We start from the raw sequence: 21,128 nt of genomic DNA, 5'->3' as shown, positions 1-21,128 counted from the left end.
GTCAGGGTGGGGCCGGGCGTCGGGATGCCCGCGGAGGGCACGCCGGGCGATCGCGTCGACAGCGCCTCGAGCAGGTCACGGTGCACCGCGTCGAGTTCGGCGCCCAGGCGGGCGGCGGTGGCGGGATCGTCGATCGCCGGGAGGTCGCCGCGCGCCCGGTCCACCAGCTGCCGAGCATTGTCGAGCTGACCCGAGTCGACGGCGGCGCGGGCGCGGACGAGGCTGTCCTCGACGCTGCGTACCTCGGCCTGCCCCGGATACAACACGCGGGTCAGCGACCACAGCGGGCTGCCCGGCCCGGCCGTACGGCTGGCCACGCCCAGCCCGATGGCGAGGGCGGCGAGGGCGACCACGGCTGCGGCGACCCGCAGGAACCGGCCCCCGAGCCGCGCCGGCGTGGCCGCGGGCGTGGCGGCCCACGGATCGACGGCGGGCGGGGCCTCCTGCGGATCAGCGCCGAGATCGGCGTGCCAGGCAGCCAGCATCGAGGCGAGGTCGTCGCCGGCCGGGACCGGCTCGCCGCGGCCGAGCGCGTCGAGCAGCCGGTCGTCCCGGGCGATCGTCGCCAGGTCCAGCTCCTCGCCGCCGTCGGGCCTGTGCTCCCTCATGCCGCCACCTCGCCGAGTGTGTCGCCTGCCAGCGTACGGAGGCGGGCGAGCGCCCGGGACTGGGCCACCCGGACCGCGGCCGCGGTCATGCCCACGATCGTGCCCACCTCCTCGGCGGACAGGCCGACCGCCACCCGCAGGACGACGATCTCCCGCTGCGCCTCCGGCAGGCGGTTGAGCAGCACCGTCAGTCGGCGGGCGAGGTCGGTGGCGACGGCTCGCTGCTCCGGCCCCGGCTGCGTGTCCGGTGTCTCCAGCGGCGGTTCGGCGGCGGAGACGGTGGCGGCACGTACCGCCGCCCGCTGCGCGTCGGCCACCTTGTGCCCGGCGATTGCGTAGACGAACGCCGAGAACGGCGTGCCCTGGTCGCGGTATCGCGGCAGGGCGCGAAGCACCGCGAGGCAGATCTCCTGGGCGACGTCGTCCGCGGTGGTGTACCCGCCGCCGATGCGACCCAGCCGCGCCCGGCAGTAGCGCACGAGCCCGGGCCGGACCTCGGCGAGCAGGGCCGCGAGGGCCGTCTGGTCGCCGCGGGCGGCCCGGTGCACGAGCTCGGGCTCGGTCGTGGTGGTCATCGTGTCGGGGGCACCTTCGTTACCAGCGGGTTACGGGGCACGGTATCGAGCCCTGCCCTTCTTGCATAGCTCACGGTCGGTGCGCGGCCATCACCCAAAGTAGTTGTTGCGCCCGAGCGGGCCGCCGCGATGTCCCAGTAGCGAGAGGGGAGGGGCGCGTGGGCGTCGAGGTGGCGGTGCGCGGGCTGACCAAGTCCTTCGGTGGCCAGCCGGTCTGGTCCGACATCAGCCTGACCCTGCCGGCTGGTGAGATCTCGGTGCTGCTCGGCCCCTCCGGCACCGGCAAGTCGGTGTTCCTCAAGACTCTGGTCGGGCTGCTGCGGCCGGACCGGGGTGAGATCTGGATCGAGGACAAGAATCTTCCCGCGCTCTCCGAGCGTGGCCTCTACGAGGTCCGCAAGCTGTTCGGCGTGCTGTTTCAGGACGGCGCGCTGTTCGGTTCGATGACCATCTACGACAACGTCGCCTTCCCGTTGCGTGAGCACACCCGCAAGACCGAGGCCGAGATCCGGGCGGTGGTCGACGAGAAGCTGGACATGGTCGGGCTGACCGGCGCCGAGCGGAAGCTGCCGGGTGAGATATCGGGCGGCATGCGTAAACGTGCCGGGCTCGCCCGGGCGCTCGTCCTCGACCCGCGGATCATCCTGTTCGACGAGCCGGACTCCGGACTCGACCCGGTGCGCACCGCGTACCTCAACCAGCTCATCATCGACCTCAACCAGCGCACCGAGGCGACGTTCCTGATCGTCACGCACGACATCAACACCGCCCGGACCGTGCCGGACAACATCGGGCTGATCTACCACGGGCACCTGGCCATGTTCGGGCCCAGGGAGATGCTGTTGTCCAGCACCGAACCGGTCGTGCGGCAGTTCCTCAACGCCCAGCGGATCGGACCGATCGGGATGGCCGAGGAGAAGGACGCCGAGGAGTTGCAGGCCGAGGCGCAGGCCGGCGCGGAGCTGCCGCCGCTGCCGCCCATCCCGCCGCAGTTGCGGCCCACCGACGGTCTGCCCCGTCGCGCCGAGCGACCCGCCGGGCAGTGGTGCCGGGAACACGGCATCACGCCACCGCCTGGTTCCTTCACGAGCACACCGGCCGCCGAACGTCCCACCGGGGAGATTCCGGTGCAGCCTCGCCGAGAGGGTTCCGGATGAGCGACACCCGAGCCCCCGTCCGCGAGGTGGGCCAGTTCCTCGCGTTCTGCCTGGACACCCTGCGCGGGCTCGGGCGGCGGCCGGTGCAGGTCCGTGAGTTCGTCCAGCAGGCGTGGTTCATCAGCTCGGTCTCGATCCTGCCGGCCGCGCTGGTGGCGATCCCGTTCGGCGCGGTCATCGCGTTGCAGCTCGGCTCGCTGGTGCGGCAGCTCGGCGCGCAGTCGTTCACCGGGGCGGCCTCGGTGCTCGCCGTTGTCCGCGAGGCCGGGCCGATCGTGACCGCCCTGATCATCGCCGGCGCGGGCGGCTCGGCGATCTGCGCGGACCTCGGCTCCCGGAAAATCCGCGAGGAGCTGGACGCGATGCGGGTGCTGGGCATCGATCCCGTCCAGCGACTCGTGGTGCCCCGGGTGCTCGCCTCGATGCTGGTGGCGGTCCTGCTCAACGGTCTGGTCAGCGTCGTCGGCGTCACCGGCGGATACCTGTTCAACGTGGTCATGCAGGGCGGCACCCCCGGCGCGTACCTGGCCAGCTTCCAGGCCCTCGGGCAACTGCCCGACCTGGTGGTCGGTGAGATCAAGGCGCTGTTGTTCGGTGCCACCGCCGGGCTCGTCGCCTCGTACAAGGGGATGACCGCCCGGGGCGGCCCGAAGGGCGTCGGCGACGCGGTCAACCAGAGCGTGGTGATCACGTTCATGCTGCTGTTCGCGCTGAACTTCGTCGTCACCGCCGTGTACTTCCAGGTCGTACCGCAGAAGGGGACGTGACGTGCCGGTGCTGCGACAACTCGACGACCTCGGCGGCCAGCTCGCGTTCTACCTGCGGGCGTTCGCCTGGGCGCCGCGCACGGTCCGCCGCTACCGGCGGGAGGTGGTGCGGCTGCTGGCCGAGGTCAGCTTCGGCACGGGCGCCCTCGCGGTGCTCGGCGGCACCGTCGGCGTCATCTGCTTCCTGACCTTCTTCACCGGCACCGAGGTCGGCCTACAGGGCTACCAGGCGCTCAACCAGATCGGCAGCAGCGCGTTCACCGGCTTCATCTCGGCGTACTTCAACACCCGCGAGATCTCGCCGCTGGTGGCCGCGTTGGCGCTGTCGGCCACCGTCGGCTGTGGGTTCACCGCACAGCTCGGTGCGATGCGCATCTCCGAGGAGGTGGACGCCTTGGAGGTGATGGCCGTGCCATCGCTACCGTTCCTGGTCACCACCCGGATGATCGCCGGGTTCATCGCGGTGATCCCGCTGTACGTGATCGGCCTGCTCTCCAGCTACCTGGCCACCCGCACCATCGCCGTCGGCTACTTCGGGCAGTCGGCCGGCACCTACGACTACTACTTCCACCTCTTCCTACCGCCCGGCGACGTTCTCTGGTCCTTCGGCAAGGTGCTGGTCTTCAGCCTGATCGTGGTGCTCGTCCACTGCTACTACGGCTACACCGCCAGCGGCGGGCCCGCGGGCGTCGGCGTCGCGGTCGGGCGGGCCGTCCGGCTGGCCATCGTGGCCGTCAACATCGTCGACTTCTTCCTGTCGCTGGCCATCTGGGGAGCGACCACCACCGTCCGGATCGCGGGGTGACATGAAAAATCGGGTCCTCGGTGTCGTCTTCATCGTCGTGCTGACCGCGGCGCTGACCGCCTCCGTGCTGCAGTACCAACGGGCGTTCACCCCGGTTGCCTGGGTCACCCTGCACGCCGACCGCGCCGGGCTGCAGCTCAGCGACGGCGCCGACGTCAAGGTACGCGGCGTGCGCGTCGGCGACGTCCGTTCGGTGCGCAGCGACGGTGCCGGGGTCGTCCTCCGGCTCGCCATCGACCCGGCGTCGACCGCCCGGATCCCAGCCGACACGACCGCCCAGCTGCTACCCAAGACGCTCTTCGGCGAACGCTACGTCGAGCTCGTCCCGCCGCCGGCCAGCACCGCCGGGCCGATCCGCGACGGCGCCGTGATCACCCAGGACCGCAGCCGCACCGCCGTCGAGCTGGAACGGGTACTCGACGAGGCGCTGCCCCTGTTGCAGGCCATCCGCCCCGATCAGCTGGCCACCACGCTGGCCGCCCTGGCGACCGCCCTGGAAGGGCGGGGCGACCAGCTCGGCGCGAACCTGGCCGCACTCGACGCGTACCTCAAGCAACTCAACCCGGCGATGCCGGCGATCGCCGAGGACATCCGCACGCTGGCGATAGTGCTGGACAGCTACGACGCGGCGCTGCCCGACCTGCTGGCGTTGCTGCGCGACGTCACGGTCACCGCCCGCACCGTCGCCGACCAGCGCACCCAACTGGCGGCGTTCCTCGCCACGACCACCGGAGCGGCCGACGTCACCCGGGGTTTCCTCGACCGGCACGGCGACCAGTTCATCCGGCTGGGCGCGGTGAGCCGGCCGGTGCTCGAACTGCTCGCCGCCTACGCCCCCGAGTACCCGTGCCTGATGAGCGGCCTGGTCGCCCTGCAACCCCGGGTGGAGGAGGTGTTCGCCGGCGGCCGGATGCACATCACCCTGGAGGTCACCCGCGACGGCGGCAGGTACGAGCGGGGCCGCGACGAGCCGGTCTACGGCGCCGACGACGGGCCGAACTGCCGTGGCCTCCCCCGGCCCGCCGGACCGGCCCCGGAGGTTCCGGTCGACGACGGCTACGACTACTCCGGCGAGCGTCACCGCCCGAGCCTGCCCGTCGGCGTGCCGGCCGCGCCCGCCGGCGCCTCCCCGGAGATGGGCCGGGCCGCCACCAGCGAGGAACGGGCCCTGGTCAAACCCCTCGTGGGTGCCCTCACCGGCACCCCGCCGGCGGAGGTGCCCGACATCGCGGTGCTGCTGTGGGGGCCGCTGCTGCGCGGCGCGGTGGTGCACGCGCGATGAGCCAGAAGACGATCGCGCCGCTGGTCAAGCTGGCCATCTTCGCCGCCGTGACGCTGCTGCTGACCGGGCTGCTCGCGCAGACCCTCGGCGCCTTTCCCGCCGGCGGTGTCACCTACCGGGCCCGGTTCACCGACGTCACCGGGCTGCTGCCCGGCGACGACGTGCGCATCGCCGGGGTGCGGGTCGGCCGGGTCAGCGACATCCGGGTGGTCGACAACACGGTCGCCGAGGTGGCCTTCACCGTCCGCGACGAGGTGCCCCTGGTCACCAGCGTCCGCGCCAAGATCCGCTACCGGAACCTCGTCGGCCAGCGCTACCTGGCGCTGAGCGAGGGACCGGGAGACCGGCGCCCGCTGCGGCCGGACGGGCTCATTCCGGTCGGCCAGACCACCCCGGCGCTGGACCTGACCGCGCTGTTCAACGGATTCCGGCCACTGTTCGCCGCGCTCGACCCGGACGACGTCAACAAGCTCGCCTACGAGATCATCCAGGTGCTCCAGGGCGAGGGCGGCACGGTCAGCAGCCTGCTGAGCCGCACGGCGTCGCTGACCAACACCCTCGCCGACCGGGACGCCGTCATCGGCCGGGTGATCACCAACCTCAACGACGTCCTGGCGACCCTGGCCACGCGCGACCGTGACCTCGACCGGACGATCCGGCAGTTGCAGGAGTTCGTCTCCGGGCTGGCCGCCGACCGGAAGGCCATCGGCCAGGCGCTGGTCAACATCGGCGACCTCACCGCCGCGACCTCGTCACTGCTGGCGGAGGTGCGGCCGCCACTGGCCGCGGACGTGCGGGCCCTGGACCAGCTCGCCGGCACCCTCGACCGCAACTCGGCGGTCATCGAGGGCACCCTCGGCCGGCTACCGCAGCGGTACGAGGCGCTGACCCGGGCCGCCTCCTACGGATCCTGGTTCAACTTCTACCTCTGCGACTTCGACGGCCAGGTGACGGCCGCCGGCCAGACGCTCAACCCCGTGACGTTCAGCGCACCGGCCGCCCGGTGCGCCGGCGGAGGCAGCCGATGAAACCGTTCAGCGAACGCAATCCCGTGGTCACCGGCGCCGTCGGGCTGACCGTGATCGTCGCCGTGCTGCTCGGCGCCTTTCAGCTCGACCGGCTCGCGGGGCTGACCGGTCGCGCGTACCAGGCTGCCTTCCACGACGCCAGCGGCCTGGCCGTCGGCAACGAGGTGCGGGTCGCCGGCGTACGGGTCGGCAAGGTGACCACCGTGGAACTCGCCCGCGACGGCGGCACGTTCGTGCGGGTCCGCTTCCGGGTCGACGACGACGGCGTACGCCTCGGCGACCAGACCGGTGCGACCATCCGGATCAAAACCGTGCTCGGCCAGAAGTACCTCGCCCTGTCTCCCTCCGGCGGGGGACGGCTGCCCGAGGGCGCGCTGATTCCGCTGGAGCGCACCGCCGCCCCGTTCGACGTGTTGCAGGCCGTCACCGGGCTCGCCGACACCCTCGACCGGGTCGACACCGAGCAGCTCGCCGCCGCGTTCGCCACCCTGTCCGAGACGTTCGCCGACACCCCGGCCAGCGTCGGCTCCGCGCTGGACGGGCTGTCCCGGCTGTCCCGGACCGTCGCCGAGCGCGACGCCGAACTGCGGTCCCTGCTGGCCCGGGCCCGGAAGGTCACCGAGGTGCTCGCCACCCGCGACGAGGAGTTCCGCAGGCTGGTCACCGACGGCGAGGCGCTGCTGGCCGAGGTGAGCCGCCGCCGGGACGCCATCCACAAGCTGCTCGTCGGCACCAGCGACCTCGCCACCCAGCTGTCCGGCCTGGTCGCTGACAACCGCACCACGCTCACCCCTGCCCTGAACAAGCTGCGTGAGGTGATCGCCGTGTTGCAACGCAACCGGGACGACCTGGAGCTGACCATCGAACGGATGGCGCCGTTCGTGACCGCGTTCGCCAACGTGGTCGGCAACGGCCGGTGGTTCGACTCGTACGTGCACGGGATGGTGCAGCCGTTCCAGCCAACGACGGGAGGACGATGATGCCCGGCCGGATCCTGCGGTGGCGGCGTCCGGTCGCCGCCGCGACCGTCCTGCTGACCGCCGTCGCCGCCACGGTGGTGGTCCTCCGCCCCGAGACCCCGCAACGGCAGCTGGTCGCCCACTTCACCCGCGCCGTCGGCGTGTACCCCGGATCCGACGTGCGGGTGCTCGGCGTCCGCGTCGGGGAGGTGACCGCCGTGACGCCGCAGGGCGCCACCGTGCGGGTCACCATGCGCTACGACCCGGAGGTGGGCGTGCCCGCCGACGCGCAGGCGCTGATCGTTCCGCCCAGCGTGGTCAGCGACCGGTACGTGCAGCTGACCCCCGCGTACTCCGGCGGGCCGGCGCTGGCCGACGGAGCGGAGATTCCGGTCTCCCGGACCGCCGCTCCGATGGAGATCGACGACATCTACCGGGCGTTGGACGAGTTCAACCGCGCGCTCGGGCCGAAGGGGGCCAACGCCGACGGCGCCCTGGCCGACCTGGTCGCCACGGGACGAGCCAACCTTGAGGGCAACGGCGAGAATCTTCGCGACGCCCTCGACGGGCTGTCCCGGGCGCTCGCCACCGTCGCCGACGGCCGGCAGGACCTGTTCGGTTCGGTCGCCAACCTGCAACGGTTCACCACCACCCTGGCCCGCAGTGACCAGCAGGTCCGCGCGTTCAACCAGCAACTGGCCGACGTGGCGCAGCAGCTCGCCGGCGAGGGCGACGAACTGACCGCCGCGTTGCGCAACCTCTCGGTCGCCCTGGCCGACGTCACCGCGTTCGTGCGCCAGAACCGCGAGGTGCTCACCGCCGACGTCGCGGCGCTCGCCGACATCACCGGGGTGCTGGTCCGCCAGCAGCGGGCGGTCATCGAGATCCTCGACGTCGCGCCGCTGACCGTGAGCAACCTCGCCCTGGCCTACAACCCCCGCTCCGGCACGCTCGACACCCGAAACAACGCGACCGGCCCGTACGACCCGGCCGGGTTCGTCTGCTCTCTGATGGTGGACCAGCTGCCGGCGACACGGGTGCCCGAGACGTGCCGCGCGCTCGCGCAGACCCTGCACGCACGCGGCCTGCCCATGACCGACCAGCTGCGTAGGCTGCTCAAGCTGCCGCCCGGCGCCCCGGCGACCGGTCCGGTCCCACCGGGAGCCCCCTCTCCCGGAGGGCCGGCCGCCGATGCGGCGCCGGGCGGCCCCGACATCGCCCCCGACCTCACCCTCGGCGGCATCCTGCGGGGGCCGGCATGATCGCCCGGATGCGCCAGCTGGCGGCCGGCGTCCTGGTCGCGGCGCTACTGCCCGCCGGGTGCGGCCTGCCGGAGGTGACCGACCTGCCACTGCCCGGTGGCGAGCCGGCCGGCGCCGGATACCGGGTCACCGTCGAGTTCAGCGACGTACTCGACCTGGTGCCGCAGGCCGCCGTCAAGGTCGACGACGTGACCGTGGGCAGCGTCGAGAGGATCTCGCTGGCCGGCTGGACGGCGCGGGTGACCCTGCGCATCGACCGCGAGGTCCGCCTGCCGGCCAACGCCACCGCCGCCGTCCGGCAGAGCAGCCTGCTCGGCGAGAAGTACGTGACGGTGGCCGCGCCGCCCACCGAACCGGCGCGCGGCCGGCTCGCCGACGGTGACGTCATCCCGCTGGTCCGCACCAGCCGCGGGGCGGAGGTGGAGGAGGTGCTCGCCGCCCTCGGGCTGCTGCTCAACGGCGGTGGACTGGCGCAGCTGCGCACCATCAACCAGGAACTGGCTGCGGCACTGGACGGCCGCGAGCCCGCGGTCCGCGACGCGCTGCGCCAGCTCGACACCTTCATCGGCGGGCTGGAGCGGCAGAAGAGCGACATCGTCCGGGCCGTCGAGGCGCTCGACCGGCTCACCGGCCGGCTGGCCCGGCAACGGCAGGTGGTCGGCGACGCGGTCGACTCCCTCGCCCCCGGGATGACCGTGCTGGCCAGCCAGCGCGCCCAGCTGACCAGCGCGCTGACCGCGCTCGGTGAGCTCGGCCGGGTCGGCACCCGCGTCGTGGAGCGCAGCCGCGACGACACCCTGGCCAACGTACGGGCGCTGCAACCGATCCTGGAGCAGCTCGTCCGCGCCGGCGACGACCTGCCGAAGTCCCTGGACTTCATGCTGTCCTTCCCGTTCCCGCCGAACGTGACCGGGGCGATCGTCGGCGACTTCGTCAACCTCTCCGTCACCGCCGACCTCGACGCCGCCGGCATCCTGGCCAACCTGGTCGCCGCGGCGCCCGCACCGCCCGCCACGGCCCGCCCGCCCAAGTCCGGCGCGTCCCGGCCGGGTGGCCCGGGCAGGCCCCGGCCGGACGCCGGCCCGCTGCCCCTGCCCGACCTGCCACTGACCGGGTGCCTGCCCGATCCGAAGAATTTCCCGGCGACCTGGACGCCACCGAAGGACTGCCGGCTGCCCGAGGGATGCGTGCTGCTCAAGCCCGGCTCGCCGGTGCCGGTCGACGGGCTGATCCTGCCGAAGGGGCTGGTGCCCCCCGGCACCGCGTTCCCCGCCGGAACCGAGCTGCCGTCCGGCACGGTGCTGTCGGGGCAGTGCGTGCTGCCGGTGACCGGGGCGATCACCGGCCAGACCGGTGACCTGACCGACGTCCTGAAAGGAGGCTTGCTGCCGTGATCGGGCGTGGCACGAAACTCAAGGTTCTCGTCTTCGTCGTGGTGAGCCTGCTCGGCGTCACCTACGTGGGGGTGCGATACGTCGGTCTCGGCGACCGGCTGCTCGGCGGCGGGTACGTCGTCCACCTCGACCTGGCCCGCGCCGGCGGCATCTTCCCGCACGCCCCGGTCACCTACCGCGGCGTGCCCGTCGGCCGGGTCACCGCGGTCACCCTGCGCGGCGACGGCGTCCGCGCCGACCTGCGGATCCAGCGGGGCGTACGGGTGCCGGCGCAGTTGCGCGCCGTGATCGCCCAGCGTTCCGCCGTCGGGGAGCAGTACGTGGATCTGCGCCCGGACCGCGACGCCGGGCCGTACCTGCGCGCCGGTGCGGTGATCCCGGCCGACCGCACGGGCGTCCCGCTCGCCCCCGAGGTGCTGCTGTCCAACCTGGACGCGCTGGTCCGGTCGGTCGGGCCGGACGATCTGGCGGTGCTGGTCACCGAGCTGGGCACCGCCTTCGCCGGCAACGAGCAGGCGCTGGCGCGGATCCTCGACGCCGGTGACGCGCTGCTCGCCGACGCGACCGAGGCTCTGCCCGAGACCCTCACACTGATCGAGGACGCCCGGACCGTCCTCGCCACCCAGGCCGAGTCGGCGGAGGCGCTGCGGCGGTGGGCGGCCGGGCTGGCCCAGCTCGCCGCCGCCGTCCGGGCCGCCGACCCCGACCTGCGCCGCCTGCTCGCCGCCGGCCCGCCAGCCGGGCAGGAACTGGTGGCGCTGCTGCGCGGGCTGGAACCGACCGTGGGCACCCTGCTCGGCAACCTGATCACCGTCAACGGCATCGCCGCCCGGCGGCTGCCCGGCATCGAACAGTTGCTGGTGGTCTACCCGATCACCGTCGCCGGCGGGTTCACGGTCACCCCGGGCGACGGCACGGCACACCTGGGCCTGGTCCTGAACGCCAACGACCCGCCGGCGTGCGTGTACCGGAGCCCCGAACGGGGGTGCAGCGCGGCGGACCGCGCGGCCGGCGCCGGCGTACGCGGCGCCGCGAACGCGCCGCGGCCCTCGGGGGCCGAGCCGGCCTTCACGGGCGGCGCGTCCCGGGCGGGGGCCGGCACGGCCGGCTACGACCCGGTGACCGGGCTGGTGCTCGGCAGCGACGGCCGGCCCCTGCAGTTCGGCGGGACGGGCGGCCAGTACCGGACCGCCGGAGACCAGTCGTGGAAGCAGTTGCTGCTGGCCGGGGTGACCCCGTGACCGGTGGTGGGGAGGAGGATGTCGTGCAGACACCCAGGGACGGCAGGCTGAAGGTGATCAGGGGTGCGAAGCTCGCGGTGCCCGGCCGGCCGGCCCGCCGGCGGCTCGTCAGTCGGCCGGTGAACCGGCCGACGGCCATCGAGGACGTGCTGCGGCGCCTCGACCGGGAACCGGTCGAGGCGCCGATCGAGGTCGAGGACCGGGAACCGGTCGAGGATCTGCCGCGTGATGGCGGCCGTGTCGAGGACCGGGAACCGGTCGATGGCCTGTCGCGTGATGCCGGCCGTCCCGGTGTCGTCAAGCCTGCCGCCGATCCGGACACCGCCACCGGCGACGGGCGCCGAGCCGGGTCGCCGGCCGGCCGGGCGCTGGTGGGCCTGCTGGCGGTCGCGCTCGCCGCCACCCTGGCCGCCGCTGTCGTGTACGGCCACCGCTGGTACGCCGACCGGGCGGTGGAGGAGGCGCGCCAGGGGGCGCTCGCCGCGGCCAAGCAGGTCGCCGTCAACTTCGTCTCGGTCAGCGCGGCGAGCGTCGACCGGGACCTGCAACGGATCTCCGCCGGGGCGACGGGCGACTTCAAGGAGGAGTTCGCCCGGGGCCAGTCGCAGGTCCGGGCGGCCGTGGTGGAGAACAAGGTGGAGTCGCAGGGGTCGGTACTGCGGGCGGGAATGGTCTCCGGAGACCGCCGCCGGGCTGTGGTCCTGGTCGCTGTGGACGCGACGGTGAAGAACGTCAAGGCCCCGGAGGGGCGGCCGTCGCACTACCGGATCCAGATGGACCTGGTCCATGAACCGGAGTCGGGTCAGTGGCTGGTGTCCCGCCTGCAGTTCGTCGGTTGACGCCCACCTTCGATTAAGGAGAATCGATGCGTACTCTCGACCCGGCCCGCTGGCGGCCCGCCCTCCGCCGCGTCCGGCCGATCCCGGCGTTGGTCACGGCGATCCTGCTGGCGGCGGCCGTCGCCGGCCTGGGCTGGCACGGCGACCGCGGCGCCGAGCGGCGGGACGCCGCCGTCCGGCAGGCGCTGGCTACCGCCCCCGCCGCCGCCAAGGCGATCTTCTCCTACGACCACCGCACCTTCGACGACAGCGTCGCGAACGGCCGCAGCTTCGTCACCGGGCCCTTCGCCCGGGAGTACGCCCAGACCACGGCGACGCTCAAGCAGACCGCCGTCAAGCAGCAGGCGGTGGTGCTGGCGGAGGTCTCCGCGACGGGGGTGGTGAGCGCCACGGCGGACCGGGTGGAGCTGCTGGTCTACCTGAACCAGTACCGGCGCAACGTCAACACCGCCGGCGAGAAGGTGGACCAGAACCGGGTGCTGCTCACGCTGGTGCCCGACGGGGACGCCTGGAAGGTCAGTGCGGCGTCCGCCATCTGAGGGCCCGTCGGCGGCGGGGTGGTGGTCGCCGGCCTGCCGCGTCGCCATGCGGTGATGGCGAGGGATCTGCCCGGCGTCGTTGTCCTCCCGGTACAGCGCCCCGACCCGCCTCGCACTCGCGCAGTTGCGGAGTCTGCGCAACACCTATGGCACTGTGTGCCACCAACTGCACATGCCGCTGCAGTCCGGCTCTGACGCGGTGCTGAAGTCGATGCGCCGGTCGTACCGGTCGGATCGATACCTGGGCATCATCGAGAAGGTGCGCGCCGCCATGCCGGACGCGGCCATCACCACCGACATCATCGTCGGTTTCCCGGGGGAGACCGAGGAGGACTTCCAGCGCACGCTCGACGTGGTGCGGGCGGCGCGGTTCGCGAGCGCGTTCACGTTCCAGTACTCGAAGCGGCCGGGCACGCCGGCTGCCAGCACGGACGGCCAGGTGCCGAAGCGGGTGGTGCAGGAGCGCTATGAGCGGCTGATGGCCACCGTCGAAGAGATCACCTGGGCGGAGAACAAGGCGCTCGTCGGGCGCGAGGTCGAGCTGCTGGTCGCGGTGGGCGAGGGTCGCAAAGACGACCGCACCGGCCGGATGTCCGGCCGCGCGCGAGATGGCCGCCTGGTCCACTTCACGACGGCGCCAGCCGGAGCGAACGGCGGGCACATCCGGCCCGGGGACATCGTGTCCACTGTGGTCACCTATGCGGCACCGCATCACCTGAACACTGACGGTGTGCCGCTGCGCCACCGCCGTACCCGAGCGGGTGACGCTTGGGAGGCGGGGCGCGCGCCGCGTACCCCCGGGGTGATGATGGGACTCCCGACGGTGGGTGCGCCGCCGGCGCAGCCCGCCGCGCCCGCGGCGGCCTGCGCCGTCCACTAATGATCACGATGTAGCCGGAAAATGGCTACTCGATGAATTCGATCATGGGGCCTTCTCTGTGCCCAGTGCGCTTCGTACGATCTTGCCGGGGCGACTGAGCACAGTGGAGGTTCAGTGTTTCGTTCTGCCAAGAGGGCTTCCGGTCCGGGGTGGCCTCACGGCGAATGGCGCCGGGATCATCCAGTGGACCTGCCACGATGATGCCGAGCGGAAACGGGACCACTGGACCAGCTATCGCCTGGAAACCGCAAGAGCGGCACGCTGGCGTCGGTCGAGGACGGTGGCTCCACGCGTAGTGGCGCCAGGGTGATCCCGTGGTCGGACAACGGCGGCGCCGAACAGTCCTGGTGCTTCGAGACGCGCTGAGCGTGGCGGTGTAGCACTGACATCAGAAGGGTGCACGATGCGCAGAATTATTTCGGCGTTTGCGGTGTCGATTGTGGCGGCGGCTGGGTTGATGCTCGCCGCGTCGCCGGCCGCTGCGACCGCCAACAGTCAATGCCCGAGTGGCAAGCTCTGCCTGTATGACGGCTTGAACTGGAACGCTGACCTTTCGGGGAACGCGGATCTCTGGTCGGATATCACTGCGAACGTCGCAGACTTGAGGAGGTACTACTGGCATAACGAGAGCGGGGCCATCACGCACTGGAGTATGCAGGATGACATCACGTCAATCAAAAATCGTACTCGTTGTGACGCCTATCTCTACCGCGACATAGATTACGGCGGCGACATATTCGGAACCGCCCCCGATTTCGTCGTCCGTCCGGGTGAGTACTACGGGAATTTGGGGGCCGCAAACCGGGGCATGAACAACAACATCACCTCGATACGGTTCTCCTGCTGACCATCGTTCCGCCACTGCCATGATCAAGGCGTCCCTCCAGTCGTTCTCACGACCCGAGGGACGCCTTGATCATGGCTGAGAGCTAGTGGGTCGCGGCGTCCACCGTCTCCGGTTCCCGGGTCGGCCCGGCGGCGCCGCCGGGCGCGTCGCCGTGCCCGGGCCACCAGGCCTTGTGGCCCAGCAGCGCGGTCAGGCTCGGTACCAGGAACATGGCCATCACGAACGCCGAGATGATGATGCCGATGGAGACCGCGAAGCCCATCTCGGTCAGGAACGCGATGCCGCCCAGCATCATCGAGGCGAACGTGCCGGCCAGGATCAGGCCCGCCGCCACCGACGGCCCGCCGTGTTCGACGGCGAGGTCGGCCGCCTTACGCGGGTCGTTGCCCAGCCGGGCCTCCTCGCGCAGCCGGGCGATCGCGCGGCGGGCGGGCGACACGGTGATGATGCCCGTCGTCGAGGCGCTGCTGTCCGCGCCGGACGTACGCTCCGCGCTAGATGCCATGCGCAGTGTGGTGCCCCGGGTCACGAGCGACGAGAAGGTACTCCGGCTGGCCGTGGAGCTGATGGCGGGAGCGATGCGTACTCCGGAGCTCGGCGACGCGCTGCGCCTGGGGCTGCGGGAGGCGCGCGGCCAGATCGCCGACTGGCTCGGGGCGCTGAACCCGCAGTGGCCGGCCGAGCGAAGGACGGGACGGCCACGCTCGTCGCGGCGTTGCTGGACGGGATGATGCTGCACCACCTGCTCGACGCCGAGCTGTCCATCGAGCCCGCCCTGACGGCGCTCGGTGAACTGGGCGGGGCCCGTCCATGAAGATATTGATCTCTGGCGGCGGGATCGCCGGTCTCACCCTCGCCTACTGGCTGCACCACTTCGGCCATACCCCCGCGGTGGCCGAGCGTGCGCCGCACGGGCGCCTCGGCGGCTACGGCATCGACTTCTTCGGCACCGGCTACGATGTGGCCGCGCGCATGGGCATCACCGGCCGGCTCGCGGCGCACCAGCTCCCAGCCGACAGCATCTGCTACGTGGATGGGGCAGGAGTTGCGCCCCGCCGTGCAGCAACGCCAGCAGCGCACCCGCGCCTTCGCCCGCTCCCTCGTCCCCGCAACCCGCATCGGTCTCGCCACCCAGAGCGCCGTCACCCGGCTCATCCTGCGCGACGCCTTCACCGGCCTGCTGCGCCGTAGCTACGGCGACACCAGCAGCATCCTCACCCGCACCTGAAGGGCACCACCATGAGAATCGTGAAACGACCAGCCCCACCGACCGGCATCCGCCGACTGCTGTTCCGGGCCCCCATCCGCCTCTACCGACTGCGGCTGGGCTGGCTCTTCGGCGGCCGACTGCTCCTGCTGAACCACACCGGACGAGTCTCCGGCAAGCGGCGCCAGGTCGTCATCGAAGTCGTCGAGCACGACCGGACGGACGGCAGTTACGTGGTCTGCTCCGGATTCGGCCCGAAGGCCGCCTGGTACCAGAACCTCCTCGCCACACCCGAGACCAGCATTCAGGTCGGCGTGCGCACCGTCCCCGTCACCGCACACCCCCTCGACACGGACGAAGGCGGCGACTTCATGGCCCGCTACGCGCCCCGCCACCCCCGAGCCGCACGCAAACTCGTGCGCTTCATGGGCTTCTCCGTTGACGGCACACCGGAGGACTACCGTGCGGTCGGGCGCCAGCTGCCCTTCGTACGCCTCAGCCCACGCAAACCGTGAAGTAACCGCCCGGCCCACAGGCCCCGACAACAGGCAAGGGCGTGGCCGACTGCCTTTCGACGCCGTCGAGCGAGCACAGCTCAGTGACCTGTTCGACGAACTCGGCCCCGAGGCACCGACTCTCCTTGAGCCGTGGACGACCCGCGATCTCGCCGCGCACCTCGTTCTCCGCGAGCGCGACTACCTCGCTGGCCCCGGGCTTGTCCTGCCCGGTGCGTGGAGCCGCCTCGCTGAACGACGAAGAAGAGCGCTCGCGCTGAAGGACTTTGCAGGGCTCATCGCGACGATCCGATCGGGACCGCCGCCAGGCTTCTTCCGCATCCAATGGGTGCGCCGGATCCCGAACCTCAACGAGTTCTTCGTCCACGACGAGGACGTACCCCGGCCTGGGTAACTCAGCGCCTCAACCTGCTCAAGCTCGCCCCCGAACTGCAAGCACTGCTGAGGTCTGGCGAGGTGCCTCTGCGCGACATCCGGGACCTTCACCAGCTTCCACCCTCAGACCAACTTCAGGAACTGCGGCAGCGGCAGCAGGACCCGGCCGAGCAGGAATCAAACCGCGGTTGACACTCCAACGTCACTTGGCCTCGGCGTTGGGCGTGGCGTGGGTATGAGGACGGCCACTGCGGTGATCATCGATGGTTTGTGAGGACAACCGAAGACCGTGCGGTGGCCGCAGGCCACAGCGTAGACCTTGATCGGTGGCGGGTCATCCTGGACGAGGTGGTGACGCGTGTCGCTGGCCGGTTCGTGCGGGCGGAACCACGTCGGACCGCCGGGCAGTTGGTGGAAGGGCTGCTGTCGGGCGTGGAACGCAAGACCTGCTGGTCCCTGGCGGAGCGGGCGGGTCACGCGGATCCGCAGGCGATGCAGCGGCTGTTGCGTACGGCGGTGTGGGACGCCGACGCCGTCCGCGATGACGTGCGAGAGTGGCTGGTCGAGCAGCTCGGCCACCCGGACGCCGTGCTGGTCTGCGACGAGACAGGGTTCCTGAAGAAGGGCGTGTGCTCGGTCGGGGTGCAGCGGCAGTACACCGGCACTGCCGGGCGTGTCGAGAACAGCCAGGTCGGGGTGTTCCTGGCCTACGTCACTCCGCACGGGCGGGCGCTGATCGACCGCCGGATCTACCTGCCGGAGACGACCTGGTGCGACCAGCCCGACCGACTCGCCGCCGCCGGCGTTCCCGACCAGGTCGGGTTCGCCACGAAACCGGCCCCGGCCCGGCAGATGATCGCCGCCGCGTTGGACGTCGGTGTGCCGGTCGGGTGGGTGACCGGCGACGAGGTCTACGGCGCCGACCCCGGCCGACGTGGCGATCTCGAACACCGCGGGATCGGCTACGTCCTGGCTGTCGGCTGCGACCGACGCGTGCACGTCAACGACGGCCGCACCCTCGTGCGTGTCGACGACCTCGCCGAGCGGATCCCCATCACGGAATGGCAGTAGCACAGCTGCGGGCCAGGGGCGAAAGGTCCCCGCGACTACCTGTGGGCCTGGATCACCACCGCCACCCGGCCGGACGAACACCGGTGGCTGCTCATCCGCCGCAACCGCAGTCTGTCGTAGTCCGGATGCCGACACCGCAGTTGCTCGCCGCAGGTGCGCGGCCCGGCGATGATCAGGTCACCGGCCCGTCGGCCGGTCAGCTCGCCGACTAGGGATGGTGGCATGCCTGTCCTCGCCCCTGGACGCCCGGCAGCCGCGCGGCCGCCGCAGCGTCGAGGCGTCGCGCTGTTCGTCGCCCTGGCGCTGGCCGGCCTGTCCGCGATCGCGTTCACCGTGGCGGCGCCGAAAACCGCCACGGTATCGGACTACCTACGCCGCTCGTCGGTGGCCGGGCGGGACCTGCGGGTCGGGGTGTTCCCCGACCAGCCGCTGCTCGGCGAGGAGGGCCGCAGTGGGGTGTTCGACGGGTTCGACGTGGAGCTGGCCGGCGCGTTCGCTCGCTCGCTCGGCCTTCGGCCGGTCTTCGTGTCGGTGCGGGCGTCCGAACGGGTGTCGGCGCTGGTCGAGGGCCGGGTCGATGTCGTCTTCGCCGGCCTGCTGATGACCACGGAACGCCAGCGGGTGATCGAGTTCGCCGGCCCCTACCTGGTGGGACGGACCGTGGTGGCCAGCCGCACGGCGTGGCCGCCGCCGCGCGGTGGGAACTCCCGTCTGTGTGTGGTGTCGGGATCGGTCGCCGAGGTCATCATGACGCGGACGCGCCCGGTGGAGGCCCGCCCGGACGTCGGTCGTTGTGTCACCGAGGTGCTCGCCGGGCGGCTCGACGCGGTCGCCGGCGACGAGATCCTGCTGCGCGGCCACGCGTACGCCTCACGCGGACTGTTGCGGGTTTTCACCCCCGCCATCGAGGAGCCGGTGCAGCGTTACGGCATCGGTGTCAGCCGCCGTGATCCGTACCTCAAGGCGCTGGTCGGCTCGTTCCTGCGGGCGAGCTACGCCAAGGGGCGGAGCGGGGCGTGGCAGCGGGCGGCGGACCGCACCCTGGCCCGGGCCGGGTACACCGGCCGCCAGCCCCGGCCGGAGGGAACCCTGCTGCGGGGCGCGGGGGACGGGCAGGCCCCGGCGGACGCGATGGCGAGGACGCCGCCGGGCGTTGCTGCGACCGTACCGGCGCCGTCACGTCACGGTAGGACGGTGGCGCACCGGCGGCGGCGCGCGACCCGGCGGGCGGTCCGACTCACCGCGTCCGTGGCGCGCCCGGCCCCCGGTCGGCCCACGTCACCGACGGGCGACACGGGGATCGGTTCGCCGGCGCCGGGGCCGTGGTCGCTGTTGCTGGCTGTGCCGGTGGCGGTGTCCGCGCTCTACCTGTGGATCCAGTCCGGTGGCGACCGGCAGTTCACGCTGATGCTGGCCCAGAGCGTGAACCCGATCAACTTCCTCGCCACGGTGAGCCTGTCCGTGGTGTGGGTCTTCGCGGCGGTGCCCGCGCTGATCCTCACCGTCGGGTCGGTGGTGCTCAGTGCCGCCGTGGACCGGGCCGACCGGCAGCGGCTGAGCGCCGCGTACGCGGTGGCGCGGTGGACGGCGCGGGCACCGGGCTGGGTTGTCTGGGCGAGTGGGGTGGCCGCCACCGCGAGTACCCCGTTGGTGTTCGCCCCGGCGTGGATCCTGGCGCTGTTCGTCGCCCGCCAGTCGGCGGTCACCGGGCGGCGCGGGTCGCGCCGGTGGCGCGGGTTCGGGTTATCGGCCCTCGCGGTGGTGTCCGCCGCGATCGTGGTCTGCGCGCTGGCCCGGGACGAGCCGGTACTCGCCCTGATCGCGGGTTGGCCGGTGGCGCTGCTGCTGGCCGGCGTCGACGCGCCGCTGCGGCCGGCCTCCGTCGTCGCTTTCGTGCGGACCAGCGGCGCCCTGGCGGCGGTGCTGGCACTCGGCGTGCTGTACGCGGTGGTGACCACCCCGATCCTGCCGTCCACCGCGATCCAGGTAGCCCGCCCGCAGATCACGCCGGAGCCCAGCCGGTCACCCGACGGTTCCGTCGCCGACCCGGACGCCTCGGCGACGGAACCGCCGATGCGGCAGTTGCGCGGCTACGTCGTCTCCGTCGACGACGAGTCCACCACCGTCCTGTCCGACGCCGGTGGGGTAGAGATCGTCGCCAACGACGAGATCAGATCCCGGGTGTCCTGTCCCAGCTTCACCGATCTTCCGGGCGACTCGGCCGCCCTCTTCGGGCTGCCTCTGCGGGAGTCGCTGCTGAAGTCGCTCGCCCGACGACAGCGGCCGGCGACGTTGCAGGATCCGCGCTGCCTGATCCGGGTGGATCCGACGTCCGAGGGGTGACCACGTCTCTGGGTCAGGCGGCGCGGCCGACGTGACGTGGCCGGGCTGCCCGTAGTCAATTCGGTCGCGGCGACGGCGGTGCCCGTATAGCGTGCCGTGGCCGCCGGGACTGCAGGTTCGGGTCTCGCGGGTGGTAGCGCAGCCGGGCCGAACATGTCGACGTGCCCCCGCTGGTTCGGGACCTGGTCGTACCCGACGTTCAGCAGAGGTGGGAACGGCTGATCATCGGCCAGCAACGCGAGGTGGTGTCGCTCCTGCTCGATCTGGGAGTAGGTAAGACGTACCGGCGCGGTGCGCTCGCTCGACCCCGCCCGGCTCGGCAACTCTCGCTGGCGTGGCAACTCTAGACGTGCGCAGAGCGCGGGTTGGTCTGAGCACCTCGCTCGACCGTTCCGCTCCTCCTGCTCGCCTGAGACCACCTGCTGCCGGGATAATTGATGACGACGATTGACCAAAGACGGGGACGCGGGCCAGATGCGCGGACGCGAGAGCAAGCTGATCGACGAGATCGAGCGCGGCGCGCTGGACAGCAGGGTGCCGCTCGCCGCCACGCTTCGGAAGTGTGTAGCTCTCGGGGGGCAGGCTAGGTCCGCTGAGCTACGAGACTGGGCGCGCCGGGAGCTGAACGGGTATGGCCCCGACGACGAACTCCCGGAGTGGCGCAAGGTGCACGCACCGTTCCAGATGGACGGGATCAGCGGCCGATACCACGTCAGCAACCAGACGATCAGCCAGTGGGATCTCCCCGACTTCGCTCGCGGCAAGCTTACTGAGGAGGTCGAGCTGGTTCAGGGCGTCAGGGAGCTGGAGGCTCCGGGACGCCGACAGGAACGTGGTGAAGCTGGGACCGCACATGGGCCAGGAGTTGGTGGCCTACATGAACCACACGAACCAAGACCAGTTTCAGCACATCGAGAGGATCTACCGGGCGCTCAGCACCACGGCCGTTCACGGCGTGCTGGATCGCATCCGGACAGCGCTACGTCCAGGCGATTACCTACGGCCCGGTGGTGCTCTCCGGCAACTACGGCAGCACTACCCTCGGCAGCCTGCCCAGCCTCAACGTCGACTCCATCTCCCGGACCAGCAGCACGGCCCTCACCTTCACCGCGTCCGCGAACGGGTCAACGGTCAACCTCATCCCGTTCTACGACGCCCACGGCCACAACTACACGGTGTACTGGTATGCCAGCACCGCGCCGAGCGGGTACGTCAACCGCAACCGCTACAGCGGCAAGGTGCTGGAGGTTTACCAGCGGTCTACGGCCGACGGCGCGGCCGTCGTGCAGTGGACCGACAACGGCGGCGCGGATCAACAGTGGACCATGCTTATCGGATGACCTGACCAGACGGACTCCACGTCGGCGCGCACCCCGGGGCGCGCCTCGCTATCGGAAAACGCATAGCAAGGTGTCCCTGCCGACGCCCATTGCC

Annotated in this window: 24 protein-coding genes and 1 pseudogene; 21 read left to right on the top strand and 4 right to left on the bottom strand. The window is 71.7% G+C overall.

From position 1 onward, the window contains the following. Together E1193_RS00970 and shbA are read right to left on the bottom strand one after the other, a co-directional pair. Positions 1–608: anti-sigma-D factor RsdA (locus tag E1193_RS00970; protein WP_243707191.1), on the bottom strand; the 608-nt coding region annotated here is incomplete at its 3' end. After that, the gene (gene shbA / locus E1193_RS00965; protein ID WP_132179229.1) at positions 605–1,183 is read right to left on the bottom strand and encodes an RNA polymerase sigma factor ShbA; all 579 of its coding nucleotides are present in this window, start codon (positions 1,181–1,183) and stop codon (positions 605–607) included. The genes shbA and E1193_RS00970, both read right to left, overlap by 4 nt. Positions 1,184–1,341: 158 nt before the next feature. Between shbA and E1193_RS00960 the strand changes: the two genes are divergently transcribed. The 13 genes and pseudogenes from E1193_RS00960 (at position 1,342) to E1193_RS00900 (ending at position 14,183) form a co-directional block, all read left to right on the top strand. Next, positions 1,342–2,340 (top strand): ABC transporter ATP-binding protein, encoded by a 999-nt coding sequence (locus E1193_RS00960; protein ID WP_132179227.1) that lies wholly within the window; start codon positions 1,342–1,344, stop codon positions 2,338–2,340. Beyond that, on the top strand, positions 2,337–3,107 hold the full coding sequence (locus tag E1193_RS00955; protein WP_132179225.1) for an ABC transporter permease: 771 nt from the start codon (positions 2,337–2,339) through the stop codon (positions 3,105–3,107). The genes E1193_RS00960 and E1193_RS00955 overlap by 4 nt, the downstream gene beginning before the upstream one ends. Before the next feature lies 1 nt (position 3,108). Beyond that, positions 3,109–3,912, top strand: coding sequence for an ABC transporter permease (locus tag E1193_RS00950; RefSeq protein WP_132179223.1), 804 nt, complete (start codon positions 3,109–3,111; stop codon positions 3,910–3,912). Position 3,913: 1 nt separating this feature from the next. Then, entirely contained in the window at positions 3,914–5,194 is a 1,281-nt protein-coding gene (locus tag E1193_RS00945) for an MCE family protein (RefSeq protein ID WP_132179220.1), read from the top strand. Then, positions 5,191–6,222: an MCE family protein gene (locus E1193_RS00940; protein ID WP_132179218.1), complete on the top strand. Its 1,032-nt coding sequence runs from the start codon at positions 5,191–5,193 to the stop codon at positions 6,220–6,222. Before E1193_RS00945 ends, E1193_RS00940 begins: the two co-directional genes overlap by 4 nt. Beyond that, complete coding sequence (locus tag E1193_RS00935; RefSeq protein WP_132179216.1) at positions 6,219–7,202, top strand: MCE family protein; 984 nt, start codon at positions 6,219–6,221, stop codon at positions 7,200–7,202. The genes E1193_RS00940 and E1193_RS00935 overlap by 4 nt, the downstream gene beginning before the upstream one ends. Next, positions 7,202–8,443 carry an MCE family protein gene (locus E1193_RS00930; protein WP_165945558.1) on the top strand — a complete coding sequence of 414 codons (1,242 nt, stop codon included), beginning with the start codon at positions 7,202–7,204 and terminating at the stop codon, positions 8,441–8,443. Before E1193_RS00935 ends, E1193_RS00930 begins: the two co-directional genes overlap by 1 nt. Before the next feature lie 8 nt (positions 8,444–8,451). Further along, positions 8,452–9,837: an MCE family protein gene (locus E1193_RS00925; protein WP_207922477.1), complete on the top strand. Its 1,386-nt coding sequence runs from the start codon at positions 8,452–8,454 to the stop codon at positions 9,835–9,837. Continuing rightward, positions 9,834–11,078 (top strand): MlaD family protein, encoded by a 1,245-nt coding sequence (locus E1193_RS00920; RefSeq protein WP_132179210.1) that lies wholly within the window; start codon positions 9,834–9,836, stop codon positions 11,076–11,078. Before E1193_RS00925 ends, E1193_RS00920 begins: the two co-directional genes overlap by 4 nt. Positions 11,079–11,101: 23 nt before the next feature. Next, complete coding sequence (locus E1193_RS00915) at positions 11,102–11,917, top strand: hypothetical protein (RefSeq protein ID WP_132179208.1); 816 nt, start codon at positions 11,102–11,104, stop codon at positions 11,915–11,917. Positions 11,918–11,943: 26 nt separating this feature from the next. After that, positions 11,944–12,456 (top strand): hypothetical protein, encoded by a 513-nt coding sequence (locus tag E1193_RS00910; RefSeq protein ID WP_132179206.1) that lies wholly within the window; start codon positions 11,944–11,946, stop codon positions 12,454–12,456. 154 nt (positions 12,457–12,610) lie between these two features. Then, positions 12,611–13,336 (top strand): annotated as a pseudogene (locus tag E1193_RS00905) (radical SAM protein); the annotation flags it as partial. Positions 13,337–13,739: 403 nt separating this feature from the next. Further along, on the top strand, positions 13,740–14,183 hold the full coding sequence (locus E1193_RS00900) for a peptidase inhibitor family I36 protein (protein WP_132179204.1): 444 nt from the start codon (positions 13,740–13,742) through the stop codon (positions 14,181–14,183). 82 nt (positions 14,184–14,265) lie between these two features. On the opposite strand, the gene E1193_RS00895 is transcribed toward E1193_RS00900, so the two are convergent. Next, entirely contained in the window at positions 14,266–14,688 is a 423-nt protein-coding gene (locus tag E1193_RS00895; RefSeq protein WP_132179203.1) for an MMPL family transporter, read from the bottom strand. Between E1193_RS00895 and E1193_RS32350 the strand changes: the two genes are divergently transcribed. From E1193_RS32350 to E1193_RS00865, 5 genes are all read left to right on the top strand, one after another. After that, on the top strand, positions 14,687–14,914 hold the full coding sequence (locus E1193_RS32350; RefSeq protein WP_207922476.1) for a hypothetical protein: 228 nt from the start codon (positions 14,687–14,689) through the stop codon (positions 14,912–14,914). The two genes, E1193_RS00895 and E1193_RS32350, sit on opposite strands and share 2 nt — an antisense overlap. A gap of 302 nt (positions 14,915–15,216) precedes the next feature. Further along, positions 15,217–15,411, top strand: a complete 195-nt coding sequence (locus E1193_RS31625; RefSeq protein WP_165945557.1) for a hypothetical protein — start codon at positions 15,217–15,219, stop codon at positions 15,409–15,411. A gap of 20 nt (positions 15,412–15,431) precedes the next feature. Further along, positions 15,432–15,905, top strand: coding sequence for a nitroreductase family deazaflavin-dependent oxidoreductase (locus E1193_RS00880; RefSeq protein ID WP_207922475.1), 474 nt, complete (start codon positions 15,432–15,434; stop codon positions 15,903–15,905). Beyond that, positions 15,853–16,299, top strand: coding sequence for a maleylpyruvate isomerase family mycothiol-dependent enzyme (locus E1193_RS00875; protein WP_243707190.1), 447 nt, complete (start codon positions 15,853–15,855; stop codon positions 16,297–16,299). The genes E1193_RS00880 and E1193_RS00875 overlap by 53 nt, the downstream gene beginning before the upstream one ends. 329 nt (positions 16,300–16,628) lie before the next feature. Then, positions 16,629–17,351 (top strand): IS701 family transposase, encoded by a 723-nt coding sequence (locus tag E1193_RS00865; protein ID WP_243707189.1) that lies wholly within the window; start codon positions 16,629–16,631, stop codon positions 17,349–17,351. Positions 17,352–17,386: 35 nt separating this feature from the next. Here E1193_RS00865 and E1193_RS31620 read toward each other — a convergent pair whose 3' ends face one another. Further along, a complete protein-coding gene (locus E1193_RS31620) occupies positions 17,387–17,575 on the bottom strand; it encodes a hypothetical protein (RefSeq protein ID WP_165945537.1) in 189 nt (62 codons plus the stop codon). On the opposite strand from E1193_RS31620, the gene E1193_RS00860 reads away from it, so the two are divergent. The 3 genes from E1193_RS00860 to E1193_RS00850 all read left to right on the top strand — a co-directional run bounded on the left by E1193_RS00860 (position 17,574) and on the right by E1193_RS00850 (position 21,034). After that, positions 17,574–19,694, top strand: coding sequence for a transporter substrate-binding domain-containing protein (locus E1193_RS00860; protein WP_165945556.1), 2,121 nt, complete (start codon positions 17,574–17,576; stop codon positions 19,692–19,694). The two genes, E1193_RS31620 and E1193_RS00860, sit on opposite strands and share 2 nt — an antisense overlap. 161 nt (positions 19,695–19,855) lie before the next feature. Further along, the gene (locus E1193_RS00855) at positions 19,856–20,041 is read left to right on the top strand and encodes a hypothetical protein (protein ID WP_132179197.1); all 186 of its coding nucleotides are present in this window, start codon (positions 19,856–19,858) and stop codon (positions 20,039–20,041) included. Positions 20,042–20,701: 660 nt separating this feature from the next. Continuing rightward, positions 20,702–21,034 (top strand): RICIN domain-containing protein, encoded by a 333-nt coding sequence (locus E1193_RS00850; protein WP_243707188.1) that lies wholly within the window; start codon positions 20,702–20,704, stop codon positions 21,032–21,034. Positions 21,035–21,128: the final 94 nt, after the last annotated feature.

It is taken from the genome of Micromonospora sp. KC606 (assembly GCF_004348675.1).
Classification (GTDB): Bacteria; Actinomycetota; Actinomycetes; order Mycobacteriales; family Micromonosporaceae; genus Micromonospora.
Note: the sequence above shows the minus strand (reverse complement) of the source record. Positions and strands in the feature narration are given on the sequence as shown.

Excerpts from the sequence above, each read along its gene's own strand:
- E1193_RS32350 (WP_207922476.1), top strand. The coding sequence starts at position 14,687 with ATGCGCAGTGTGGTGCCCCGGGTCACGAGCGACGAGAAGGTACTCCGG.
- E1193_RS00925 (WP_207922477.1), top strand. The coding sequence starts at position 8,452 with ATGCGCCAGCTGGCGGCCGGCGTCCTGGTCGCGGCGCTACTGCCCGCC.
- E1193_RS00900 (WP_132179204.1), top strand. The coding sequence starts at position 13,740 with ATGCGCAGAATTATTTCGGCGTTTGCGGTGTCGATTGTGGCGGCGGCT.
- E1193_RS00935 (WP_132179216.1), top strand. The coding sequence starts at position 6,219 with ATGAAACCGTTCAGCGAACGCAATCCCGTGGTCACCGGCGCCGTCGGG.
- E1193_RS00895 (WP_132179203.1), bottom strand. The coding sequence starts at position 14,688 with ATGGCATCTAGCGCGGAGCGTACGTCCGGCGCGGACAGCAGCGCCTCG.
- E1193_RS31625 (WP_165945557.1), top strand. The coding sequence starts at position 15,217 with ATGGGGCAGGAGTTGCGCCCCGCCGTGCAGCAACGCCAGCAGCGCACC.
- E1193_RS00860 (WP_165945556.1), top strand. The coding sequence starts at position 17,574 with ATGCCTGTCCTCGCCCCTGGACGCCCGGCAGCCGCGCGGCCGCCGCAG.
- shbA (WP_132179229.1), bottom strand. The coding sequence starts at position 1,183 with ATGACCACCACGACCGAGCCCGAGCTCGTGCACCGGGCCGCCCGCGGC.
- E1193_RS00930 (WP_165945558.1), top strand. The coding sequence starts at position 7,202 with ATGCCCGGCCGGATCCTGCGGTGGCGGCGTCCGGTCGCCGCCGCGACC.
- E1193_RS00945 (WP_132179220.1), top strand. The coding sequence starts at position 3,914 with ATGAAAAATCGGGTCCTCGGTGTCGTCTTCATCGTCGTGCTGACCGCG.
- E1193_RS00940 (WP_132179218.1), top strand. The coding sequence starts at position 5,191 with ATGAGCCAGAAGACGATCGCGCCGCTGGTCAAGCTGGCCATCTTCGCC.
- E1193_RS31620 (WP_165945537.1), bottom strand. The coding sequence starts at position 17,575 with ATGCCACCATCCCTAGTCGGCGAGCTGACCGGCCGACGGGCCGGTGAC.
- E1193_RS00955 (WP_132179225.1), top strand. The coding sequence starts at position 2,337 with ATGAGCGACACCCGAGCCCCCGTCCGCGAGGTGGGCCAGTTCCTCGCG.
- E1193_RS00910 (WP_132179206.1), top strand. The coding sequence starts at position 11,944 with ATGCGTACTCTCGACCCGGCCCGCTGGCGGCCCGCCCTCCGCCGCGTC.